This window comes from Parabacteroides sp. AF21-43 (genome assembly GCF_003635435.1).
In the GTDB taxonomy this organism is placed as follows: Bacteria; Bacteroidota; Bacteroidia; order Bacteroidales; family Tannerellaceae; genus Parabacteroides; species Parabacteroides distasonis.
Genome location: NZ_QTMG01000034.1, coordinates 22,379 through 45,704, shown reverse-complemented (window position 1 = coordinate 45,704; position 23,326 = coordinate 22,379). Strand labels below are relative to the sequence as shown.

Annotated in this window: 18 protein-coding genes and 1 tRNA gene; 10 read left to right on the top strand and 9 right to left on the bottom strand. The window is 47.1% G+C overall.

The window, feature by feature from the left end; all coding sequences use genetic code 11:
* The first annotated feature begins 390 nt into the window (after window positions 1-390).
* Complete coding sequence (locus tag DWX84_RS18860; protein ID WP_048927755.1) at window positions 391-1,059, top strand: DUF1080 domain-containing protein; 669 nt, start codon at window positions 391-393, stop codon at window positions 1,057-1,059.
* Between the two features lie 51 nt (window positions 1,060-1,110).
* Here DWX84_RS18860 and argB read toward each other — a convergent pair whose 3' ends face one another.
* Window positions 1,111-1,878: an acetylglutamate kinase gene (gene argB, locus DWX84_RS18855; protein WP_005855613.1), complete on the bottom strand. Its 768-nt coding sequence runs from the start codon at window positions 1,876-1,878 to the stop codon at window positions 1,111-1,113.
* 77 nt (window positions 1,879-1,955) lie between these two features.
* On the opposite strand from argB, the gene DWX84_RS18850 reads away from it, so the two are divergent.
* The 6 genes from DWX84_RS18850 to DWX84_RS18825 all read left to right on the top strand — a co-directional run bounded on the left by DWX84_RS18850 (window position 1,956) and on the right by DWX84_RS18825 (window position 10,764).
* A tRNA-Gly gene (locus DWX84_RS18850) sits at window positions 1,956-2,028 on the top strand.
* A gap of 361 nt (window positions 2,029-2,389) precedes the next feature.
* Window positions 2,390-3,577, top strand: coding sequence for a DUF4105 domain-containing protein (locus DWX84_RS18845; RefSeq protein WP_048927753.1), 1,188 nt, complete (start codon window positions 2,390-2,392; stop codon window positions 3,575-3,577).
* Complete coding sequence (locus tag DWX84_RS18840) at window positions 3,574-5,160, top strand: alkaline phosphatase family protein (RefSeq protein ID WP_083434125.1); 1,587 nt, start codon at window positions 3,574-3,576, stop codon at window positions 5,158-5,160. Before DWX84_RS18845 ends, DWX84_RS18840 begins: the two co-directional genes overlap by 4 nt.
* 133 nt (window positions 5,161-5,293) lie before the next feature.
* Complete coding sequence (secA, locus tag DWX84_RS18835) at window positions 5,294-8,674, top strand: preprotein translocase subunit SecA (protein ID WP_005855607.1); 3,381 nt, start codon at window positions 5,294-5,296, stop codon at window positions 8,672-8,674.
* Between the two features lie 96 nt (window positions 8,675-8,770).
* On the top strand, window positions 8,771-9,865 hold the full coding sequence (gene ald / locus DWX84_RS18830) for an alanine dehydrogenase (RefSeq protein WP_005865321.1): 1,095 nt from the start codon (window positions 8,771-8,773) through the stop codon (window positions 9,863-9,865).
* Window positions 9,866-10,020: 155 nt separating this feature from the next.
* Entirely contained in the window at window positions 10,021-10,764 is a 744-nt protein-coding gene (locus tag DWX84_RS18825; protein ID WP_005855602.1) for a lipopolysaccharide assembly protein LapB, read from the top strand.
* 91 nt (window positions 10,765-10,855) lie between these two features.
* On the opposite strand, the gene rseP is transcribed toward DWX84_RS18825, so the two are convergent.
* From rseP to DWX84_RS18785, 8 genes are all read right to left on the bottom strand, one after another.
* Window positions 10,856-12,184 carry an RIP metalloprotease RseP gene (gene rseP / locus DWX84_RS18820; RefSeq protein WP_005865319.1) on the bottom strand — a complete coding sequence of 443 codons (1,329 nt, stop codon included), beginning with the start codon at window positions 12,182-12,184 and terminating at the stop codon, window positions 10,856-10,858.
* Window positions 12,185-12,214: 30 nt separating this feature from the next.
* Window positions 12,215-13,366 carry a 1-deoxy-D-xylulose-5-phosphate reductoisomerase gene (locus DWX84_RS18815; RefSeq protein WP_022193136.1) on the bottom strand — a complete coding sequence of 384 codons (1,152 nt, stop codon included), beginning with the start codon at window positions 13,364-13,366 and terminating at the stop codon, window positions 12,215-12,217.
* Window positions 13,367-13,372: 6 nt separating this feature from the next.
* Window positions 13,373-14,236 carry a M23 family metallopeptidase gene (locus DWX84_RS18810; RefSeq protein ID WP_048927751.1) on the bottom strand — a complete coding sequence of 288 codons (864 nt, stop codon included), beginning with the start codon at window positions 14,234-14,236 and terminating at the stop codon, window positions 13,373-13,375.
* Window positions 14,237-14,264: 28 nt separating this feature from the next.
* Entirely contained in the window at window positions 14,265-14,786 is a 522-nt protein-coding gene (rimM, locus tag DWX84_RS18805; protein WP_008780929.1) for a ribosome maturation factor RimM, read from the bottom strand.
* Between the two features lie 12 nt (window positions 14,787-14,798).
* Window positions 14,799-16,103: a UDP-N-acetylglucosamine 1-carboxyvinyltransferase gene (murA, locus tag DWX84_RS18800; protein ID WP_044545151.1), complete on the bottom strand. Its 1,305-nt coding sequence runs from the start codon at window positions 16,101-16,103 to the stop codon at window positions 14,799-14,801.
* Window positions 16,100-16,705, bottom strand: coding sequence for a DUF4290 domain-containing protein (locus DWX84_RS18795; RefSeq protein WP_005855584.1), 606 nt, complete (start codon window positions 16,703-16,705; stop codon window positions 16,100-16,102). The genes murA and DWX84_RS18795 overlap by 4 nt, the downstream gene beginning before the upstream one ends.
* Window positions 16,706-16,771: 66 nt before the next feature.
* A complete protein-coding gene (locus DWX84_RS18790; RefSeq protein WP_048927856.1) occupies window positions 16,772-17,269 on the bottom strand; it encodes a GNAT family N-acetyltransferase in 498 nt (165 codons plus the stop codon).
* A 95-nt stretch (window positions 17,270-17,364) separates the two neighbouring features.
* A complete protein-coding gene (locus DWX84_RS18785; protein ID WP_005855578.1) occupies window positions 17,365-19,179 on the bottom strand; it encodes a glycoside hydrolase family 2 protein in 1,815 nt (604 codons plus the stop codon).
* A gap of 395 nt (window positions 19,180-19,574) precedes the next feature.
* Here DWX84_RS18785 and DWX84_RS21975 point away from each other — a divergent pair, with 395 nt between their 5' ends.
* The 3 genes from DWX84_RS21975 (at window position 19,575) to DWX84_RS18770 (ending at window position 22,541) form a co-directional block, all read left to right on the top strand.
* Window positions 19,575-19,859: a hypothetical protein gene (locus tag DWX84_RS21975; RefSeq protein ID WP_227793693.1), complete on the top strand. Its 285-nt coding sequence runs from the start codon at window positions 19,575-19,577 to the stop codon at window positions 19,857-19,859.
* 448 nt (window positions 19,860-20,307) lie between these two features.
* Entirely contained in the window at window positions 20,308-20,760 is a 453-nt protein-coding gene (locus DWX84_RS18775; RefSeq protein WP_005865306.1) for a hypothetical protein, read from the top strand.
* 11 nt (window positions 20,761-20,771) lie between these two features.
* Window positions 20,772-22,541 (top strand): T9SS type A sorting domain-containing protein, encoded by a 1,770-nt coding sequence (locus tag DWX84_RS18770; protein ID WP_122377593.1) that lies wholly within the window; start codon window positions 20,772-20,774, stop codon window positions 22,539-22,541.
* Window positions 22,542-23,326: the final 785 nt, after the last annotated feature.

Here is a 23,326-nt window from a genome sequence, read left to right as displayed (position 1 = left end):
CACACTGCAAATATAAAGAATATTTTCTGTTAAAAACAAATAACACCATGATTTTGTGTCATTAAAACAGTCAAATATATTTCACAACGTCATTTTTAGACCTATTAAATTCATATTTTGACACATAAGCAATATCATAATAACACAAAACCAATCAAGCAATAGGTATTTTTCAGTTAATCTATTTTACAACAATAAAGATTATACAAGATTTTAATATCATTTTAACAAACTATTTGATCTTTGATAAAAAAAAGAAGATTTCCTTAAGAATCATAGCATTTCAACCTATTTCGCTTTCACTTGTAAATAAAATCGTTCTTCGTAGACTATGTTTCTTCCAAAATAAATGAATACATTTGCCTCACGTAAATCTTTAAAACTAATAGCATGAAACATTTTCTTTTAGCCATGGCTACTTTATGGTGTGTGGCAGGTACATTCTCCTCATTCGCGGCGGATAACAATAAATGGAAGCCTCTCTTCGGTAAAAATCTGGAAAACGCCAACTACAATCCGGAAGTTTGGAGCGAGACTGATGGCGTGTTAGGTGCCGTGAAGGACGAGTCTATCTGGACAAAGGATGAATATGAGAACTTCGAGCTGGATCTTGATTTTAAGACCGACGTGGGCACGAACAGCGGAGTAGTCGTTTACTGTACGGACACGAAGGATTGGATACCCAACTCGGTAGAAATACAGATAGCGGACGACCATTGTGAAAAATGGGGAAACGGCAAGCCGTATGAGAAATGCGGAGCCATTTACGGACATCTAGGCGCCGTGCAAGACAAGGTAGTCAAAAAACCCGGGGAGTGGAATCATATGCGTATCAAATGCGCCGGACAACATATCATGGTTATCCTCAACGGAAAGAAAGTTACCGAAATGGATATGAGCAAATGGACTTCCGGCACCAAGAACCCGGATGGAAGCGATATCCCAAGCTGGCTGCCCAAACCTTTCGCCGAATTACCGACAAAAGGATTTATCGGATTACAAGGAAAACACGGGGATTCATTAATCTGGTTCCGTAATATCAAGATTCGGAGTCTTTGATAGACCTATTATATAATGTACGTGAGGGGCTATAAACAGCCCCTCATTTATTTAAAAGACTCTCGTCCCTTTTCCTTGGTGAATCTCCGAGGCTTGCGTAATAATCACCTGCTTCACCCCGGCGTCTATCGCTTGGTAAGCGTTTTCTAGCTTTGGGATCATGCCCCCTTGGATAATTCCCTGTTCTACATATCCCTTAAACGCTATACGATCGATTTCCGGTATCACGCTCTCATCATCGTTCTCGTCCAACAAAACGCCTTTTTTCTCGAAACAGAACATCAATGTCACCTCAAAATGTTTCGCCAACGCTTTAGCGGCTTCTCCCGCTATCGTATCAGCGTTCGTATTCAACATATGGCCTTGTTTATCATGTGTAAGAGGAGCCAGTACCGGCACGATACCTTGATGGATAAGAGAGGCTAGCAAATCGGCATTCACCTCTTTCACGTCGCCTACGAAACCATAATCCACCTCTGCCACGGGACGTTTGTCGGAGCGCATCAAATTCATGTCCGCACCGGTCAATCCTAAAGCGTTTACGCCCAACGCCTGCAAGCCCGCTACGATGTTTTTATTCACCAACCCGCCATAGACCATTGTCACGACCTTCAAGGTCTCGGCATCCGTAATACGGCGACCGTTCACCATCTTGCTCTCGATCCCTAATTGGGCGGCAAGCTTGGTAGCCGAGCGTCCTCCCCCATGCACCAAGACCTTATATCCCTCGATAGCAGCGAAATCGTTCAATAATTGACGAAGCGTTTCTTCTTCCTCAACGATCTTCCCTCCTACCTTTATCAAGACTAGTTTTTCCATACTTAATTCTTTTTTATAAAATTTTCTCGCCAAAGTTACTAAAAAAAGAAAGATTTGTATACATTTGCACTCGCAATGCGGTAGTAGCTCAGTTGGTAGAGCATCAGCTTCCCAAGCTGAGGGTCACGAGTTCGAGCCTCGCCTACCGCTCTATCAGGCATTAGGCGATTATCCAAATAAGGATGGTCGCCTAATTTTGTTTTATCTCCTCAATGCTCCTTCTAAAAGCAACGTCTGTTTCTCTAGCTAGAAACTAGAGTTTTGTGCAAGGGAAACTTCTGTTTCCTCATAGGAAAACTTTTGTTTTCCCTAGAAGAAACTAAAGTTTCTTAAAAAAAATCCGCAAAAACTGCAACACTCTTATAATCAAAGACGTAACCAAGTTTCCTTTTCCCTTTATAATAAAAACAAAGCTATCTCTTTTCTCGACATAAAGCCATATGTTATGCTTAAACGATCTATACTGTTTAAGAAAAATAATCTACCTTTGCGTCAAATAATCAAGAAGAGAATGACAAAAAGCATATTTCTATTTCTGCTGGGGATTCTTTCCCTATCGGCGATGGCGCAACCCAAACTGAGCGAGGAAGCCCGTATCAGTCTGATGACCAGCGCACCATACGATGAAGAGGTATTCACCGTGTACGGGCATGCCGCTCTACGCATATACGATCCCAAGCAAAATATAGATTATATATTCAATTACGGTATATTTGATTTCTCCAAGCCTAATTTTATCTACCGATTCGCTAAAGGAGAGACGGATTATAAACTGGGAGTAGCCGATTTCCAAGACTACGTGATCGAGTACCAAATGCGGGGCAGCGATATCACGGAGCAAGTATTGAACCTCACCCAAGAAGAGAAAGAGCATATATGGGATGCCCTGCTTATTAATTACAGGCCGGAGAACAGGGTATATCGTTATAACTTCTTCTTCGATAATTGCGCTACCCGCCCTGCCGCGATCTTGGAAAAGGAGATCAACGGGAGCGTCGATTATCAGTATCCCTATCAATCCCAGACCTTCCGGGATCTTATTAATTATTGTACCCGAAACCATCCGTGGCTCACATTCGGATGCGACCTAGCGCTAGGCAGCCCCACCGACCGGGAGGCCACCCAGCACGAGATGCTCTTCCTCCCCCCTTATCTAAAAGAAGCGTTCTCTAAAGCCACCATCACGGGCCCGGACGGGACAATCCGCCCATTGGTGAGCGAGACCCACGTGATCGGAGCCGGGGAAGCCGACGAGCCGGAAAAAGATATCTGGGATTTATTCACTCCTTTAGTCTGCGCTTGGCTTCTGTTCGGAATCGTTTTAGGGCTTACTTGGATCGAATGGCGCAAAAAAAAATACTTCTTGTGGGTGGATTGTGTCCTTTTCTCGGTAGCCGGAGCCGGAGGTGTCATCCTCTTCTTTCTTAGCTTCATATCCGTCCATCCCTGCACGTGGCCGAACTGGTCTTTGGTATGGTTACAGCCGCTGGATTTGATCGCTGTTATTTTGTTTTGCGTAAAAAAGCTGAAGAAGGCTGCATATTACTATCATTTTATTAACTTTGCGGCGCTTACGCTGATGTTACTGGGATGGTATTTCATTCCGCAACATCTAAACAGTGCCTTTATTCCGCTTGTAGCCTCGATTTGGGTTCGTTCGGGTTGGGGTGTTTACAGAAATATATGGAGAATCGGATGAGAAAAATTATAACGTCACTTATCGCTATCCTCGTGGTAACAAACCTTGAGGCGCAGCAACGTACCCCCAAATTGGTGGTATGTATTACTGTGGATCAGCTAAGGGGCGACTATATAGAATACTTTTATAATACATTTGGTGAACGTGGCTTCAAGCGTTTGATGAACGAGGGGTTGGTGTACAACAATATCCGCTTCGAGTTCTCGGACATAGACCAAGCCAGCGCGTTCGCGACTCTTTTTACCGGAAGCAACCCTTGCTTCAGCGGTATCGCGGGGGAGAAGACGTTTGATTTCGAGAAAGAGAAAGAGGTCTCGATCTTAAATGATCCTGAATATCTGGGTAATTACACGAAAGAGAATTATTCGCCCAAAAATTTATTCAGTTCCACGATCGGCGACGAGTTGAAAATCGCCTCTCAAGGAAGAAGCGACGTATATTCCATCGCCCCGGATGCCGAGAGCGCCATCCTTTCCGCCGGACATGCGGCCAACGGAGCTTTCTGGATGGATAACACCAACGGGAAATGGGCTACCACGACGTACTATAAGGGTATCCCTTGGTATGTAGACCGCTATAATAACGGCCCGGAATCCTTGGTGTCACGCTTGGAAACCATGGTATGGACTCCTACCCTTCCGATGGAGAAATACGATGCCTTTCCTTACGTATTGGATGATCTTCCTTTCCGCTATACGTTCAGCGAGAAGTTCGCGAACTGCTATCCGAACCTAAAGACCTCGCCGTTTATCAATAAGGAGATCAATCGTTTGGCCCTCCAGTTCCTAGAGTACGGAGGGTTTGGTACACGCAGTTGCCCGGATATGTTGTCTATCACGTACTACGCGGGCAATTACCGGGGTACGATGAGCAAAGAATACACCCGGGAGATTCAAGATACGTATTATCAACTCGATCAAGATATCGAGAAGCTACTGGATACGATCGACAAGAAAGTGGGCTTGGCCAATACATTGGTAGTCTTCACCGGTTCCGGTTATTATAAAAGCGAGGAGTCTTATCCGGACGGCCTGATGGTGAACGGTGGCGAGTTCCACCCGAAACGTTGTCTGGCCCTGCTTAATATGTACTTGATGGCCATTTACGGCCAACATACCAGTTGGGTACAAGGATACTACAACAACCAGATCTACTTGAACCGCAAGGCGATAGAAGACGCCAAGCTGGATTTGACGACTTTACAGAACAAGGCCGCCGAATTCATACAGGAATTTAGTGGCGTACAACTCGTCACCACGGGCAGGAGCTTGCTTACGGGCGACTGGAACGAGGGAACCGCCAAATTCCGTCAAGGTACGCACCATTTGAGACGGGGCGATCTGATCATCGAGTTGCAACCCGGTTGGAAAGTGAACCTCGACAATCCGAAAGAAAAAGTCAAGATTATACGCAATAATGCTGTTATCACCCCGCTGGTATTTATGGGCAACGGGTTGAAACCCCAACATATCTACCGCGAAGTCAAGGCCACTGAGGTAGCCCCCACGGTAACCCATGTGCTAAGAATCAGGCCACCAAACGCTACGCAAAGCTTGCCACTCTGGGAGCTGACAACCAAATAATAGAGAATTGATCATTAAAGTTGATAATTATCAAGGGTTGTGTGGCTCTTCTTTTATTTATTATTATCTAATTATTCAAACAACAAAGTAATAACAGACGATAGTTGCTCAACTATCCATTAACATAAGAATCATGGGATTTAATGAGTTTATGACGAAGCTGTTCGGCAATAAGTCGCAGCGTGACCTTAAAGAAATCACACCTTACGTAGATAAGGTAAAGGCCGTATATCCGTCAATCAAGGCACTCTCGAACGACGAGTTGCGTGCGAAAACAGATGAGATCAAACAACGTATCCAAGACTACGTAGCCGAGGAGAAAGCGCAAGTGGAAGAGCTTCGCAAAGGCATCGAGGATAAGGAACTGGAAGAACGTGAGGCGATCTGGGCCGAGGTAGATAAAATTGAGAAAGCCATCACGGACAAGATGGAAGTGGTACTGGAGCAATCCTTGCCCGAGGTATTCGCCATCATGAAAGATACGGCCCGCCGTTTCGCCGAGAATGAGGAAGTGGTAGTTACCGCTAACCAATTCGACCGGGATCTGGCCGCTCGTTTCGACTTTGTCCGCATCGAGGACGATAAGGCGATCTACGCCAATCACTGGAAAGCCGGTGGTAACGAGATCACTTGGGATATGATCCATTACGACGTTCAGCTATTCGGTGGCGTCGTTCTTCATAAAGGTAAGATCGCCGAGATGGCGACCGGTGAAGGTAAGACCTTGGTGGCTACCCTTCCGGTATTCTTGAACGCCTTGACACGTAACGGCGTACACGTGGTAACCGTGAATGATTACTTGTCAAAACGTGACTCCGAGTGGATGGGACCGCTTTATATGTTCCACGGGCTTTCCGTAGACTGTATCGACAAGCACCAGCCGAACTCCGAGGCTCGCCGTAAGGCTTACGAGGCGGATATCACGTTCGGTACGAACAACGAGTTCGGTTTCGACTACTTGCGCGACAATATGGCGATCAGCCCGAAAGACTTGGTACAACGCAAGCATAACTACTCCATCGTCGATGAGGTGGACTCCGTATTGATCGATGACGCTCGTACGCCGCTGATCATCTCCGGACCGATCCCTCGTGGCGAGGAACAATTATTCGAGCAATTCCGCCCGAACGTGGAGGTTGTCGTGAACGCGCAGAAAGACCTTTGCTCCAAATTATTGATCGAGGCCAAAAAGAAAATGGCTAGCGACGACCAGAAGGTCGTTGAGGAAGGCTCTATCCTTCTGTACCGCTCCTTCAAGGGATATCCCCGCAACAAAGCGTTGATCAAGTTCTTAAGCGAGCAAGGCGTAAAAGCTCAAATGTTGAAGACGGAAGAATATTTCATGTCCGAGAATATGCGCCATATGCACGAGGCGACCGATGAGTTGTATTTCGTGATCGACGAGAAGAACAACAGTATCGAATTGACGGATAAAGGTATCGACCTATTGACCGGTAAGACGGACGACCCGACCTTCTTCGTACTTCCCGATATCACTTCCCAATTATCTCAATTGGAGAACATGACCGGCACCGAGGAAGAGAAACAAGCTCAAAAAGACGAGATCTTGGCGAACTATTCCGTTAAGAGCGAGCGTGTACATACCATCAACCAGTTGTTGAAAGCTTACACCTTATTCGAGAAGGATGATGAGTACGTGGTTATGGACAACAAGGTCATGATCGTTGACGAGCAGACGGGTCGTATCATGGACGGACGTCGTTATTCCGACGGTCTGCACCAAGCGATCGAGGCTAAGGAACGTGTAAAGGTAGAGGCCGCTACACAAACATTCGCCACGATCACCTTGCAGAACTACTTCCGTATGTACCATAAATTATCCGGTATGACCGGTACGGCGGAGACGGAAGCAGGCGAGTTCTGGGATATCTACAAATTGGACGTGGTAGTGATCCCGACCAATCGCCCGATCGCCCGTAACGATATGAACGATCGTATCTACAAGACAAAACGTGAGAAATATAACGCTGTCATCGAGGAAATCGTTCAGCTGACGGAGGCAGGCCGCCCGGTATTGGTGGGTACAACATCCGTAGAGATCTCCGAGTTATTGAGCCGTATGCTTACGATGCGTAAGATCCAGCACAATGTATTGAACGCTAAGTTGCACCAGAAAGAGGCCGAGATCGTGGCCTTGGCAGGTCAGAAGAGTACGGTTACGATCGCTACCAACATGGCCGGTCGTGGTACCGATATCAAGCTGTCCAAGGACGTGAAAGACGCAGGCGGTTTGGCGATCATCGGTACGGAACGTCATGAGAGCCGTCGTGTAGACCGTCAGTTACGTGGTCGTGCCGGACGTCAGGGAGACCCGGGTTCATCCGTATTCTTCGTATCTCTGGAAGACGATTTGATGCGTTTATTCGCTTCCGAGAAGATCGCCGGCTTGATGGATAAGCTTGGTTTCAAGGAAGGCGAGGTTCTGGAGCACAATATGTTGAGCAAGTCCGTAGAACGTGCCCAGAAGAAGGTAGAGGAAAACAACTTCGGTATCCGTAAACGTCTGTTGGAATACGACGACGTGATGAACTCACAACGTAACGTAATCTACACCCGCCGTCGCCACGCCTTGATGGGAGAGCGTATCGGTCTGGACGTATTGAACACGATTTACGATACTTCTACGGCTATCGCCGATCAACACGCCGAGGACTTCGAGGGCTTCAAGTTAGAATTGTTCAAGACATTCGCCATGGAAAGTCCGTTCACGGAAGACGAATTCAAGAGCATGAAACCGGAGCAACTCGTAGAGAAATTGTTCGAGGAGGCATTGAAGACTTATAAACGTCGCATGGAACGCATGACGCAAGTCGCTCACCCGGTCATCAAGCAAGTGTACGAGAATCAAGGAGCGATGTACGAGAACATCATGATTCCTATCACGGACGGCAAGCGCATGTATAATGTATCTTGTAACCTGAAAGAGGCTTACGACACGGAATGTAAGGCAATCGTTAAATCCTTCCAGAAATCAATCGTATTGCATATGATCGACGAGGGATGGAAAGAGCATCTACGTGAGATGGACGAGCTGCGCCACTCCGTACAAAACGCTAGCTACGAGAACAAGGATCCATTGTTGATCTACAAACTTGAATCTTACAACCTGTTCAAGACAATGGTAGACAACATGAACCGTAAGACAGCCGCCATCTTGATGCGTGGACAGATCCCGGTACGTGAGGAGCCGACCGAGGAGCAACGCCAAGCCATGCAAGCCCGTCAAGCGGCCGTAGCCCAGCAAGCAGCCCAAGCGATCGCCGAGGAAAGAGCCCGTCAACGTATCGCCGTACAAGAGGCCGCCCCGGAGAAGCACGAGGATATGAGCCGTTACCGCACGGAGAAAACAGACTTGAGCGGAAACAACACCCAAGCCGAGGCACCTCAGCCGAAGCAAGCTCCGGTCCGTGCCGAGAAACGAGTAGGACGCAATGATCCATGTCCTTGCGGAAGTGGCAAGAAATACAAGAACTGCCACGGACAAGGTTTATAAGGAACAAGAAATAAGATAAAAAAAGAGGGACAGAATACCAATCTGTTCCTCTTTTTTGTATATTGCAGGCATATAAACCCATTAAATGCTACCATTATGATTATTGGAATTCCAAAAGAAATCAAAAACAACGAGAACAGGGTAGCTCTTACTCCCGCCGGAGCCAAAGAGTTGGTGAAAAGAGGTCATACCGTGTATGTACAACACACGGCTGGTATAAACAGTGGTTTCGCCGATGATGCCTATGTGGCGGCAGGGGCCCGGATACTCCCGTCCATTGAGGATGTATATGGAATTGCCGAGATGATCGTAAAAGTAAAAGAACCGATCGCCAGCGAATATCCCTTGGTACGCAAAGGACAGCTTGTCTTCACCTACTTCCATTTCGCATCCGACGAGGCTCTCACCCTTGCCATGATAAAGAGCGGCTCCATCTGTCTGGCTTACGAGACCGTGGAGAACCCAGATCATACGTTACCCCTTTTGATTCCTATGAGTGAGGTGGCCGGACGCATGTCCGTACAGGAAGGCGCTCGTTTCCTTGAGAAACCGCAAGGTGGCAAAGGCGTATTGCTAGGTGGCGTGCCGGGCGTGAAACCGGGTAAGGTATTGGTTTTAGGCGGTGGTGTGGTAGGCCACAACGCCGCCTTGATGGCCGCCGGGCTAGGCGCCGATGTCACGATCGCCGACATCTCGCTTCCCCGCTTACGCTATCTGTCCGAGACGATGCCGAAAAACGTGAAGACGTTGTTCTCTTCCACGCATACGATCGAACAGGAATTACCCACAACCGATTTAGTGATCGGCGCCGTATTAATCCCCGGAGCCAAGGCCCCGCACTTGATCACCCGGGATATGTTGAAATTATTAAAACCGGGCAGCGTATTGGTAGATGTAGCCATCGATCAAGGCGGTTGCTTCGAGACCTCCCATCCGACTACGCACGCCAATCCGGTTTATGAGATAGACGATATCCTCCATTACTGCGTAGCCAACATTCCGGGAGCGGTCCCGCAGACTTCCACGTTAGCCTTGACCAACGCTACCCTGCCGTACGTGATCAAGCTTGCCGACAGAGGTTGGGAAAAAGCCTGCGAAGAAGATCCGGGCCTAGAACTGGGATTAAACATCGTGGAAGGAAAGATTGTCTACCCCGCCGTGGCTGAGGCTTTTCCTTCACTCAAAGCATAAGTTCCAAAGAATCTTTCATTAGTAGGGATTGCTTGCGGCAATCCCTTTTTTATGTTTTCTATTTTTATTGTTTTCTAAAAAACGTAAAATATCTTGGCTTCTTTTCCCGCACACCTTAACTTAGAGCACAAAATCAATTAAATTTAATAATTACCATGAAGAAAATTGTTTTATTAGTGGCTTTATGCCTATGTGTGGGAAACCTATTCGCACAAGACGCTGACAAATTAAGAGATGAAGGTGACGCTGCTTTGAAAGCAAAAGATTACGCTACCGTCGTAACAAAATACGGCGAATACTTGAAACAAAACAATTACCAAGACACCGCCCGTATCTTCAATTGCGGATACGCCGCTAATCAAGCGAAGAACTACGCCGAGGCCGCCAAGTATTTCGACATGGCCGTTAAGATGAACTACAACGTAGACGACTCTTATGTAGGCGAGGCCATGGCTTACCGTAACTTAAACAAGACAGAAGAATTCCTGACTACCGTAAAAGAGGGATTAAAAGTGATTCCCGATGGAAACAAGAATAAGACCAATCTGGAAAAGTTGCTTTACGGTTACTGCATCAAACAAGGACAAGCCGCCCAAAAGAAGGGAGATCTGGCCGGTGCCGAGAAAATGTACAAAGAGGTCCTAGCCGTATCGAACAAGGATTACCAGAGCAACGCTTACTACAGCCTTGGCGCCATGCTGTATGGCAACGGAGCGAAGATATTACAGGCCGCTACCCCGATCGCTACTTCCGAGCCGGATAAATACAACGCCGAGAAAGCGAAAGCCGACAAAGACTTCAAGCAAGCGAAAGAATATTTGACAAAGGCTGTCGAACTCGACCCGAAAGACGAGAACTCCAAGAAGATCCTCGCTTCTATCAACGACATCCTGAAATAAGAAAGAGGACTTTATTCATACAAAAAAACCTCCCGGATCACATAGAAAAGTGATCCGGGAGGTTTTTTGTATCTAGTTGTAGAGACGTACGTTACTTGAAGAAGAAGCGGAAGATGTCATTTCCATTCGCATAGATCAATAAAGCGAACAGGATAAACATACCTGCCATTTGGGCATACTCTAGGAATTTATCGCTCGGTTTGCGACGGGCCACTACCTCATAGATCAAGAACATCACGTGTCCGCCATCCAAGGCCGGAATCGGCAAGATATTCATGAACGCCAAGATGATAGATAGAAAAGCCGTACGTTCCCAGAAAATCCGCCAATCCCAGACAGACGGGAACAATCCGCCGATCGTACCGAAACCGCCCAAACTGGAGGCACCTTCCTTCGTAAACACATATTTCATGTCGTTCACATATCCCTTCAAGGTATTAATACCTAATTTAATACCGGCGGGGAACGACTCGAAAAAGCCGTATTCGCGGGTCACGGTCTGATAGAGATCCGTAGGCAACATCACCGCTACGCCAATTTTCCCGGCCGAGTCCGTCCTCATGGTCAACGACTCCAACTGGCCGTTCCGGTAGAAATCTACTGTCACCTCTTCGCCCTTATTCTCTAACAATAACCCGGAGGCATCATAAAACGTCGGGGTAGCCACACCGTTAATAGCCACCACGCTATCCTTCGGCAGCATGCCAGCGAGAGCCGCCGGGGCATTCTTGTCGGGAAGCTCACGAACAACCATCGGGATACGCAAAGGATCGGCGAAGCCTTTTCCGTCACGCATGCAACGTTGCATCATATCCTCCGGTATGGAGATCACGGTCTCCCGCCCGTCACGGAGCACCGTCACGGTCTTTGCCTCCACCACCTTGCGGAAACTGTCGCTACCGAAACGCTCCAACTCCTCATTGTCCGCTCTCAGCAAGATATCACCGTCCTGAAAACCGACGTTCTGGAACGTCTCGCTATAATTCATACCCATCTTCATGTTCTTCAAAGGCAAGTACGTATCGCCCCACGTAAACAAGATCATGGAATAAATAAACAAAGCCAGCAAGAAGTTGAACACCACGCCCGCTACCATAATCATCAAACGCTGTCCGGCCGGCTTGGAGCGGAACTCGTAAGGCTTGGGCGGCTGGGCCATCGCCTCCTTGTCCATACTCTCGTCGATCATACCGGAGATCTTACAATATCCTCCCAACGGAAGCCAGCCTACGCCGTATTCCGTGTCACTGTTTTTCGGCTTGTACTTGAATAGCGAGAACCACGGATCGAAGAAGAGGTAGAACTTCTCTACCCGCACCTTGAAAATCCGAGCAAAGATAAAATGCCCGAACTCGTGGACAATCACCAGTATCGATAAGCTCAAGATAAGCTGTAACGCCTTAATCAAAAAAGTTTCCATCTACTATTGTTTGTTCTGTTTTAAATTATTTCAAAATAACTCGGCCGCCAACCGCCTAGCCTCGGTGTCGGTAGCCACGTAATCCTCATACGAGGGATTGACGATAAACGAGGCTTTCCGCATGGTCTGCTCGATCACGTCGCTCATTTGCAAGAAGCCGATACGATCTTGCAGGAAGGCGGCCACCACCACCTCATTGGCGGCATTCAAGATACAGGGCATATTCCCTCCTTGGCGGGCCGCCTCGAAAGCGAAAGCCAAGTTGCGGAAACGTTCCATATCCGGCTCCTCGAACGTCAAGGTCGAATATTGGTTGAAATCCAGACGGGGCGCCATGCTCCTCATACGTGTCGGGAACGAGAAAGCGTAGGCGATCGGCAATTTCATGTCGGGAATTCCCAGCTGGGCGATCACAGCGCCATCCTCAAACTGCACCATCGAGTGGATCACCGACTGCGGGTGCACCACCACCTGTACCTGATCCGGCGTGACATCGAACAACCATTTCGCCTCGATCATCTCGAAGCCCTTGTTCATCATCGAGGCCGAGTCTATCGTGATCTTCGCCCCCATCGTCCAGTTCGGATGCCTCAAGGCCTGCGCCTTCGTCACGGTAGCCAGCTCCTCCAGCGTCTTCCGCCGGAACGGACCACCGGAAGCCGTCAGCAAGATCTTCTCGATCGGATTATCGTACGCACCTGTTAAACATTGAAAAATGGCCGAATGTTCCGAGTCCACCGGCAAGATAGGCACCTTATGCTCGGCGGCCAGCTTCATGATCAGCTCGCCGGCCACGACCAATGTCTCCTTATTCGCCAAGGCGATCGCCTTTCCCGCCTTGATCGCCGAGATCGTCGGTCGCAAGCCGGAATAGCCCACCATCGCCGTCAGCACCATATCGATCGGCTCCGACTGCACCATCTGGGCGATAGCGTCGGCACCCGCCCATACCTTGATCGGCAGGTCTTCCAAGGCCTCTTTCAGCTCGGGATATTTCCGCTCATTGGCGATCACCACCACCTCCGGCATATATTTCCGGGCCTGATTGATCAATAAGTCCACTTGGTTATTCGCGGTCAAGGCATACACCTCGAAAAGATCGGAATGCTCGCTCACTACCTCCAAGGCTTGGGTTCCGATGGAACCGGTCGAGCCTAATATCGCTAACTGTCTTTTTTTCATGGATTATCAAAAAGCTATATATTCTTCCGGATTCACCGGATTGCCTTTATACCACAACTCGAAATGCAGGTGCGGTCCGGTAGACAACTCTCCCGTATTCCCGACCAGAGCGATCGCCTCACCGGCTACCACATGGTCTCCCACCTCTTTCAGCAACAATTCGTTGTGCTTATAAACCGAGATGAATCCGTTCTTATGTTGTATTTGAATTACGTTTCCGTGGTTCGGATCGAAACCGGTATAGATCACCGTACCATCCAACGTAGCCAAGACACTCTCCTTCGGGGCCGCGGCCAGATCCACGCCATAATGATGGACATCCGTCTCATAATGAGAGGTGACCACGCCATTCACGGGCTTATAGAAAAAGACCCCCTCGGTCGGTACCTTGCCCGGGTCGGTCAATACCGATAAATTATATTTCTCCTCTTCCTCGTAATCTTTCACGAAGCGAGTCTCTTCCTTGCTACGAGGAATCTCATAGTTAATATCGTTGCTAGCCAAAGAATCTATCTGACGGATCGAGTCCAAGGGCATCGTACCGGAAAGGATTCCGGCCACGTTATCCAGATAAAGGGACTGGATCTCCATCATACGCTCCAACGAATCCGCCCGCAAGGCATTCTGCATAATCTCCTTGCGAACCTCCACGTCGAGATAACCCGGCAAGTAGTTGCGAATCGGTGTCTTGATGATGATAAAAGCGGTAACGGCGATCAAGAAAAAGGCGAACACCGCCAAAGTGACAAACGCCGATAACTGCGAAAGCCGGAAAGACCACACCTCCTCCAACGTCCCCTCATTGATGAAGGAAAGTTTATATTTAAACCGGATCCGGTGCCAAAACGATTTCGTATTCTTCTTTTTCAACCCCTAATCTTCAATTATAAATTCTCAATTATAAATCAATCAGTCCCTCCGGCAAAGACACAGTGAGGCTACGGGCCTCATGGTCGGCCTCGGTGATCAACTCCTCCACGGCTGGGATCAACAGCTCCTCGCCTTTATGATCGACACGCAGAAGGACGTTGATTGTCGTCTCATCCACGTCTGTTATCTCTCCTAAATAGCCTTTCTGTACGTCCGTCACGGTATAACCGATAAAACTGTCCCACGTCATATCCCCCACGAGATCCTCCTCGTCCACGGCGTCCAAAGGATAAAACACCTCCTTGCCCACAAACATGCGGGCATCCTCCTCGGAATTCACGTCCTCCAGTTTCACCAAGACCACCGTATCGGTCTTATAGCGGAAATCCTCCACGAAGAACGGTACCAAGATACCATCCATCTCGCAAACAATGTACGGGTCCTCGGCATCTTCCAGCACATCGCTATTCGTCACCAACGACAACTCCCCCTTGATGCCATGGGGCTTGGCAAACTGCCCGATCTTGAAAACCTCTTCTTCTCTAATCATCGCCTAAAATCTTTAAATCCTCGTGATACGTGCCCCGATCCGGTTCAATCGCTTATCGATCCCTTGATATCCCCGGTCGATCTGGTCTATATTATGGATCGTGCTGGTGCCCTCGGCGCTCATGGCGGCGATCAGCAAGGCGATACCCGCACGGATATCCGGGGATACCATCGTAGAGCCCCGTAACTTGAAGCGGTTGCCCAGCCCGATCACCGTAGCCCGGTGCGGGTCGCAAAGGATGATCTGGGCTCCCATATCGATTAGCTTGTCCACAAAGAACAAGCGGCTCTCAAACATTTTCTGGTGGATCAGCACGCTTCCCACGGATTGCGTAGCCACTACGAGAAATACGCTCAGCAAGTCCGGTGTAAGCCCCGGCCAAGGAGCGTCGGCGATGGTCATGATAGAACCATCGATAAACGTATCGATCTCGTAGGAATCATGCCGGGGGATATAAATATCATCGCCTCGCTGCTCCACGGTAATACCCAAGCGGCGAAAAGCGTCCGGGATGATTCCCAGCTTATCATATCCTGTATTCTTGATGGTGATCTCCGATCCGGTCATAGCGGCCATACCGATAAAGCTACCCACCTCGATCATATCGGGGAGGATGGTATGCTCCGTGCCGGAAAGCGACCGTACACCTTCTATTGTCAATAGGTTAGAACCGACACCTGAGATTCTCGCTCCCATGCGGTTCAGCATCGTGGAAAGTTGTTGCAGGTAAGGCTCGCAGGCGGCGTTATAGATCGTCGTCACCCCCTCGGCCAGCACGGCAGCCATCAAGATATTCGCCGTTCCGGTCACGGAAGCCTCGTCGAGCAGCATATAAGCGCCTTTCAACTGGCGTGCCTCTATCTCGTATACTTGCCGCCCGGCGTCGTAGCTAAAGCAAGCGCCCAGCTTCTGGATTCCCACGAAGTGCGTATCCAGCCGGCGTCGCCCGATCTTGTCGCCACCCGGTTTCGGGATCAGCGCCCTGCCGAAGCGGGCTACCAACGGGCCTACGATCATCACGGAACCCCGCAGGCTACCACTCTTGCGCAGGAACTCCTCGGTACTCAAATACTCCATGTCCACGTCGTCCGCCTGAAAGGTATAGGTATCGGCGGACGGATGCTCCACCTTGACCCTCATATCCCTAAGGAGCTGGATTAAGTTATTCACGTCCAAGATATCAGGCACATTGTGTATGGTCACCTTCTCCGGTGTTAGCAATGTCGCGCAGATCACCTCCAACGCCTCATTCTTGGCGCCTTGCGGAACGATCTCGCCGGACAAGCGATAACCACCTTCTATAACGAACGAGCTCATCTGCCTTTACGCGTAAAGTTCCTTTTGTTGCCGCCACTGTTATTACGGGCCAAGATATCACGGCTCTCGGCCAATTTGTGTTCCTCCTCGCTCAATACGATCTTGCCGCTAGACAGCTCGTCCAGATCCTTGAAGATCTTACGGTCGTCCACGCTTTCCTTGTTCCAAGTAAGGAACGATTTCTTCATCTGGTTTGCCAGCAGCCGCACGAGCTGGTCTTTCTCCATACCGGGTTGCAGCTCCGTGGCCTTGCGGATCATCAGCTCCAAGGTCTTTCCGTAATGGCGGTAGCGTATACGGTTATTGTTGTACGGGATACGAGGCGGACGGCTATACAGGTTCTCCTTCTTGATGATCTCGTACGGATAGTCTATATCGAGCTTAAAATCGGCCATGATCGCCAGATGATCCCAGAGGATATGCTTAAAGTCATTTACGTCACGCAAGTGCGGGAACATGTTTCCCATAATGTTGATAATCGTGTTGGCGCAACGCTTACGCTCTTCCCTGTCTTGGATAGTCACGCAATAGTCCACCATATTTTGGATATTGCGTCCGTATTCGGGCAAAGTCAATCTTTTTCCTTCTGTATTGTATTTCATTCTTTACATTTTGTTTATCGCGAAGATAGGTATATTAATTGAGAATTGAAAATTGAGATTCGAAAGTTACCTCTCGTTAGGCTTAATTATCAATTCATAATCTACCACGTCCAGCCACCGCCCGAATTTCAGCCCTACTTTCTCGAAGTGGGATACTTTTCTGAACCCCAGCTTCTCATGCAGCGAGCAGCTAGCCTCATTCCCCTCGGTAATGCAGGCAATCAAGGCGTGGTAGCCGCCTGCCCGACATTCCTCGATCAGCCTTTCCATAAGCTGCCGGCCGATCCCCTTGCCCTTGTATCTCGGGGATAAATAAACGGTGGTCTCAAGCGTATATTTATAAGCTGCCTTTTCTTTCCACGCATGGGCATAGCAATATCCCACGACCTCATCATGATCTACGTATACCAGATAAGGATAACTCGCCGAGATCCCGGCTATGCGACCATCCATCTCCTCCACCCGCAAAGGTTCCGTCTCGAACGTAGCCACGCTATTCACGACATATTCATTGTATATATCCACGATCGCCTTGGCGTCTCGCAAACTCACATTCCGAATCATATTCATTTCGCTAAAACAATCCGATCCGGGAAAGAATCTCTCTTTGCCCGGACCGGATCTATCATCGAGTCAAATAACTATTTTTTCTAAGCCTTCTACTCAGACAAGGCCTTGATCACCTCTTGGTTCGCCTTGCGCACCTCGGCCTCATTGATCTTGATCACCTTGCGATCGTAGGTCATAAGGCCGTTCACCTCACCTTCTACGTCCGTGGTTTGCGTGTAGACAGCGGCGGAGAAGCCCTTCGGAACCATTTTCTTCAGCTCACGGGCGTACTTCACGTACTCGGCGGTCACCTCATCGCTATTCTTAAACTGTACATAGCCCCAGTTGCGTTTGTTCCACCACAAATGGTTCTCCACGGCCAAGCCGATACCACCATACTCGCCCAATACGTTCACACGCACCGGATCGAACAGGTACATCGCCGGGCCCGGGTAATTATGCAAATCCAAGATATCGCCGCACGCACGGAAATTACCGCCACTGGCCGGATTCACCAGACGGGAAGGATCGTATGTTTTTGTCCACTCGGCAGCCTTCTCGGTATCGAACTGGCCCCAAGCCTCGTTGAAGGGCACCCATACTACTACGCTAGGATTCGAGACGCACAGGTCCATGATCTCCTTCCACTCCTTGTAATAATTACGGATAGACTCCTCGGTACGCTCCTTGTCGGTTCCACCGTTATACGTATGAGGCGCCCATTGGTTACCCATGTCGCCGCTAGGCATATCCTGCCAAACCAGCATACCTTCCTTATCGCAATGATAGTACCAGCGGGCCGGCTCTACCTTCACGTGCTTGCGGATCATGTTGAAGCCCCACGCTTTCGTCTTCACGATATCATACAGCAACGCCTCGTCCGTGGGAGCCGTGTAAAGCCCGTCGGGCCACCAGCCTTGATCCAGCGGGCCGTATTGGAACAGGTTCTTGTTGTTCAAGCGCATACGCATGATGCCGTTGGCGTCACGCTCGGCGGATATCTTACGGAAGGCGGTGTACGATTTCACCTCGTCCACCTTCTTGCCATTCTTCGACAAGCTCACCTTCATATCATATAAATAAGGATTGGAAGGTTCCCACAACGTAGGATTTTGCACGGCCAAGCGTAATTCTGTCCCTTGTACGCCCTTGGCGGTAGCAACCACCTGCCCCTTATCGAGCAAGCTGACCTCCACGATGTCCGACACCGGGGAGTCGGAACAAGCCCCGACCGTCACGCTCATCACGCCATTATCGATATTCGGGATCGCCTTGATAGAGGTGATATGCGAGGAAGCGACCGGCTCCAGCCATACGGTCTGCCAGATTCCGGTGACCGGCGTATACCAGATTCCCTCCGGGTTGGCCACTTGCTTTCCACGGGGTTGGTAGCCTTTATCGCTCGGGTCCCATACACGCACCACCAGCTTATGCGTACTTTTGCCATTCAGATAGGGAGTGATATTCAAGGAAAACGGGGTAAAGCCTCCCGTGTGGGAACCGATCAAGATATCATTCACGAACACGTCCGCTTTCCAATCCACGGCGCCGAAGTTCAACAAGATATCTTTTCCTTTCCATGAGGAGGGCACCGTAAAGGTTCGTTTATACCACAACTCATTCTTCTCCCCCACTTCTTTTTGCACGCCGGACAAGGAGGATTCCACGGCGAACGGCACCAAGATATTCCCATCGAAACTCGTCGGCTCTGCCTGTCCTTTTGGAAGGATAGCGTATTCCCACTCGCCGTTCAAATTCTGCCAATCCGCACGTTCCATCCCGGGGCGTGGATATTCTGGCAATACATTCCGGGGATCTACTTTCTCAGCCCAGTCCGTCTTGATCTTGTCTCCGGCGGGCTTCCACTGCGCCCCGGCGCTACAAATCGTTGCGAACGCACAAAAGGCTAACAATAATTTTCTCATGATATTATTTACATTTTGAATTGATAATACACTTTCAGCAGACAAAGATAATAGAAAATATCCAAAATCCACATCGTCCTCGGATACCAATAGGAGAACCGTACCCAAATCGATCTAACCATAAAATACCCGGAATATCTCTTGTGACAGAATCTCACTAGGTAAGGTTATTGTATTTTTTAATGTTCCTATTTTACATCAATATCATTTCCGGAAAAACACGTACGTGAATATCCAAAAACATGTACGACTTTTCGGAAAAACATGTACGTGTTTTAACGCAAACATTACGATGTTTTTTACGACTCTGATTTTCAACCCCTTGCAAACAAAACCTCATTTTCTGCTTATTGTAAAATTCTTCTGATTCAAGGATACCCGGAAAAGAAGGAGTAATGGCACGACCTATTAAAAAGGAGCCGGATTATTTCCCGCTCGACACGGATTTACTAAGCAACCGTAAAATCCGTCAAATAAAGCGCAAATACGGATCTGACGCTTTTCATTATATATTGCCCTGCTTTGTGACATCTATGCCAATGGCTATTATATCACGGCCTACAAGAAAGAGCGTGAGCTTGCCTTCCTCCGCAAGGTATTCCAGCAATACAAGGCCGGTTACCCACTGGAACGTCTCTACCCCGCCCATGTCTACCAATCCCTGCAAGAGCGGAGATTGATCAACGACCCCCCCCGAGGAGAAACGCCACGCCATGAGCCTCTTCGCCTATTGGCGACCACCGGGTCACCTGCCCATCAGCGAGGACTATCGGCTGACGATGGTGCGACAGCAGGCGATGGCGTGGTTGCTGCGGAGGTATTTCGATGGGCCGATAACAGAAGAGAAAGCAAAACGAACCATCTCCTTTGGAGATTAAGAAATAAAACATACACATTGTTAATTTAATGCAAAATCATAAATATAATACTTTTTCAAGCCAATAAATAATAATTAAATCATATCTTTGGAAAAAAGATAAAATAAAATTACAAGTCATGCTCTAACAGCCTTCATGTTTCTATAAAATGTAAGACTGAATCTAAACTAGCCAAACCAACTTCTACTTTTTAGTAAAGCGTATGGTTTTCTATTTCTAATAATAAAGATATTAAATTAACATTCTATTTATGAAAATCATTATTTTGCAATTCATGGCAATAATCGCTATGATCCTTATAAGTTGTAACGATAAGGAAAACAGCGTGTACCTAAAAAATGGTTCCTACTCGGAATGCGCCACGGGGAAAAACTTGACCAAGGCGCAAGAAGAGACCGCTTATGTAGAAATCAGTGCAGTTAACACAAACACTCTAAGAGTGGACATGTACCATGTCCAACTGAATTGCGCTCTGGAAAAAATAGAGTCGAGTATCAGTTATAATGAAAAAGTAATCATAATTAAATTCACGCCAATTGGCGATGATGCTAATTGTCTTTGTGGAAGACAATTAACATATGAAATCAGCAACCTTCAAGAAGGGCAGTCTTATGATTGTGTGATCATGCAAGAGAATAGTGAATATGCCTCTTTTAAATTTGATTTCACAAGAGATCTAACACAAACAATTAATCTAAATTAAATTACGACATTATGAAAAAAATGTATTTTATCATCATTTATGTGCTTCTACTATCTATAGGAGCCATAAACAGCGCAAATAAATCCATAACTAAACTCGAAGCTTATAATATAGTTATTAGTGGCATTGATTCGACTACATTAGATTCCACTGAAATATTTGTATCCAAGCAGATATTACCAGCCAACACAGTCATTGAGATTGGTGATAAAAGTATAGAATCCCCGGATTATGGCTCTTGGATGTTTTTCATAAATAAGTATCCTTTATCCAATTGGGGACACTCTTGTAACTATATGTTTATCGGAAGTAACAATGGTGAAGTAGATATAATAGAGAGTAATTTCTACCCTACTAAACCATCATTGGCTGATATGGATAAAATAAAGTCTAGCGTAGTTACATTTGATGAGTCTGTTTTTGTCAAGCCTATGGCAAGGCCTCAGCTCCTTCAAACAAAGGCAACATATGATAGCAACAAATATGCAGTAATAATTAGTGGAGGAGGAAATCCCTCTGTCAATTACCCGAGATATTGGAACGATTGCTCTTCTATTTATCAGACATTGCTTTATACGTATAATTATGACTCTGCCCATATTACCGTTATAATGTCAGATGGAACGAGCAGCAACATCGATAGAAGCACTGGCGATTCTTCGCCGTTAGATTTAGACGGAAATGGAACAAACGATATACAATTTGCGGCGACAAGCAATAATATCAAGACTACTTTTAGCAATCTTGCGTCGAGGCTTACCTCCAACGACTATCTTTTTATTTTCACAATAGATCACGGAAATTATGACTCTTCCGGGAACTCTAGTTTAACATTATGGAACGATGAGAATTTGTATGCATCAACTTTCGCTCCTTGGGTGAATGCCATTAATGCCAAAGCGATCAATATCGTAATGGGACAATGTTTCAGTGGCGGTTTTATCTCTTATTTTAAAAATAATCCAAAGGTTTCCATATCAACGGCTTCCACTAAAGATCAGCCATCTTCTTCCATGAGTGACGGCCGTTACGATGAATTCGTTTACTATTGGACGGAGGCTGTCACGAAGAAAGCTTCTTCTGGATATATGGTAGGAGATGTTAACCAAGACGCTTTTACAACAGCTCATGAAGCATATGATTACGCAAGGACTCATGATAAGAAAAATGAAGATCCACAACACTATTCTTCGGATTTACTCTCTCATTTTTTAGCCCTAAATGGGATGAGAGCAAGAACTACGAGCGGAACGATTGCAGTAGAACGTGGAGAGACATTTAATTATTCCGGTATGGAAACTATCAACTGGACTATTCCCTTAAATTCACCTGTAAATATATCAATCAAATTCCCAACGAATATAGTGTACAAATGGAATTGCAGCGGTGGAAATCCCGGTAATTTTTATTCTTCATCATCTACAACAGCCTCTGTGTTAGCAAATTCAAGTAGCACATCGCCTATTGTCATTACAGCTAAAGCTGATGGCTCCACTTTAACGCAGACATTCCGCCTATATCTAAAAAACACCTATAGCATCATGAATGACAATTCATCTATACTAAATATCAATTTAGAGAATCAAGAAACTAACAATCTATTAAGTAAGTCGCAAGACTCTTATGAAATATACTCTATTAATGGAACAAAATGTAAGTCTGGATTACTAAATAGATACAATTCCATAGATATATCTTCTCTGGCGAATGGAATGTACTTTGTTACGATTCATAATTCGAATTCGATCTTGCAAAAAGAGCAATTCATCGTTAATCATTGAGAAATAAGAAGACTATCCGAGCCGGGTAAGAAATTCTCTTTACCCGACCCATTTCAATCAGTCCTTGCAAGAGCGGGGATTGATACACGATACCCCCGAGGAGAAACGCCACGCCATGAGCCTCTTCGCCCATTGGAGACCACCGGGTCACCTGCCCATCAGCGAGGACTATCGGCTGACGATGGTGCGACAGCAAGCCATGGCATGGTTGCTGCGGAGGTATTTCGATGGGCTGATAGCTAAAGAGAAAGCATAAGAACGAGTAGTATGCACTTGCATATCTGTTAATAATTCGCCAATAAAAACATTGATTTACAAAATATATAGTTATATTTGCATCGTCATGTGGCTATAGCGTTAGTTGAAAAGCATGGCGACATATTATGTATTAGAGCATCGAGTGTTATTCTAGGCATTGTCAAACATCCCTAAAAGCAAAGTCAACTAGAATAACAAACTTCATGCTCACGCTGTTGTATTATCTCAAATATACAATAATGGCGTGAGCTGTCGTTTGTTATAGTTGACAAAGGTATGGGGATACCTGACAAGCCTATAACAATATAACGGCAGCTTCACGCTTTTTTTTTGTGTCTGCCCATAAAAACTCTATTTCTCCAATAATTATACATTTGGCCTATAATTAATCGAATTTAACAACATGGCTTTTCAGAGGAAAAGCTTGGTTATTTAGTTAAATAAAGAAAAGAGCTATCTCGTTCGTGAGAATATAGGTAGCTCACTATTGTTTAACCTTTTTAATGCGTTCACATCCTATTGATGGT

Bases quoted from the DNA above. Each gene is read 5' to 3' on its own strand.
- DWX84_RS18860 (WP_048927755.1), top strand. From the start codon at position 391: ATGAAACATTTTCTTTTAGCCATGGCTACTTTATGGTGTGTGGCAGGT.
- argB (WP_005855613.1), bottom strand. From the start codon at position 1,878: ATGGAAAAACTAGTCTTGATAAAGGTAGGAGGGAAGATCGTTGAGGAA.
- DWX84_RS18845 (WP_048927753.1), top strand. From the start codon at position 2,390: ATGACAAAAAGCATATTTCTATTTCTGCTGGGGATTCTTTCCCTATCG.
- DWX84_RS18840 (WP_083434125.1), top strand. From the start codon at position 3,574: ATGAGAAAAATTATAACGTCACTTATCGCTATCCTCGTGGTAACAAAC.
- secA (WP_005855607.1), top strand. From the start codon at position 5,294: ATGGGATTTAATGAGTTTATGACGAAGCTGTTCGGCAATAAGTCGCAG.
- ald (WP_005865321.1), top strand. From the start codon at position 8,771: ATGATTATTGGAATTCCAAAAGAAATCAAAAACAACGAGAACAGGGTA.
- DWX84_RS18825 (WP_005855602.1), top strand. From the start codon at position 10,021: ATGAAGAAAATTGTTTTATTAGTGGCTTTATGCCTATGTGTGGGAAAC.
- rseP (WP_005865319.1), bottom strand. From the start codon at position 12,184: ATGGAAACTTTTTTGATTAAGGCGTTACAGCTTATCTTGAGCTTATCG.
- DWX84_RS18815 (WP_022193136.1), bottom strand. From the start codon at position 13,366: ATGAAAAAAAGACAGTTAGCGATATTAGGCTCGACCGGTTCCATCGGA.
- rimM (WP_008780929.1), bottom strand. From the start codon at position 14,786: ATGATTAGAGAAGAAGAGGTTTTCAAGATCGGGCAGTTTGCCAAGCCC.
- murA (WP_044545151.1), bottom strand. From the start codon at position 16,103: ATGAGCTCGTTCGTTATAGAAGGTGGTTATCGCTTGTCCGGCGAGATC.
- DWX84_RS18795 (WP_005855584.1), bottom strand. From the start codon at position 16,705: ATGAAATACAATACAGAAGGAAAAAGATTGACTTTGCCCGAATACGGA.
- DWX84_RS18790 (WP_048927856.1), bottom strand. From the start codon at position 17,269: ATGATTCGGAATGTGAGTTTGCGAGACGCCAAGGCGATCGTGGATATA.
- DWX84_RS18785 (WP_005855578.1), bottom strand. From the start codon at position 19,179: ATGAGAAAATTATTGTTAGCCTTTTGTGCGTTCGCAACGATTTGTAGC.
- DWX84_RS21975 (WP_227793693.1), top strand. From the start codon at position 19,575: ATGGCACGACCTATTAAAAAGGAGCCGGATTATTTCCCGCTCGACACG.
- DWX84_RS18775 (WP_005865306.1), top strand. From the start codon at position 20,308: ATGAAAATCATTATTTTGCAATTCATGGCAATAATCGCTATGATCCTT.
- DWX84_RS18770 (WP_122377593.1), top strand. From the start codon at position 20,772: ATGAAAAAAATGTATTTTATCATCATTTATGTGCTTCTACTATCTATA.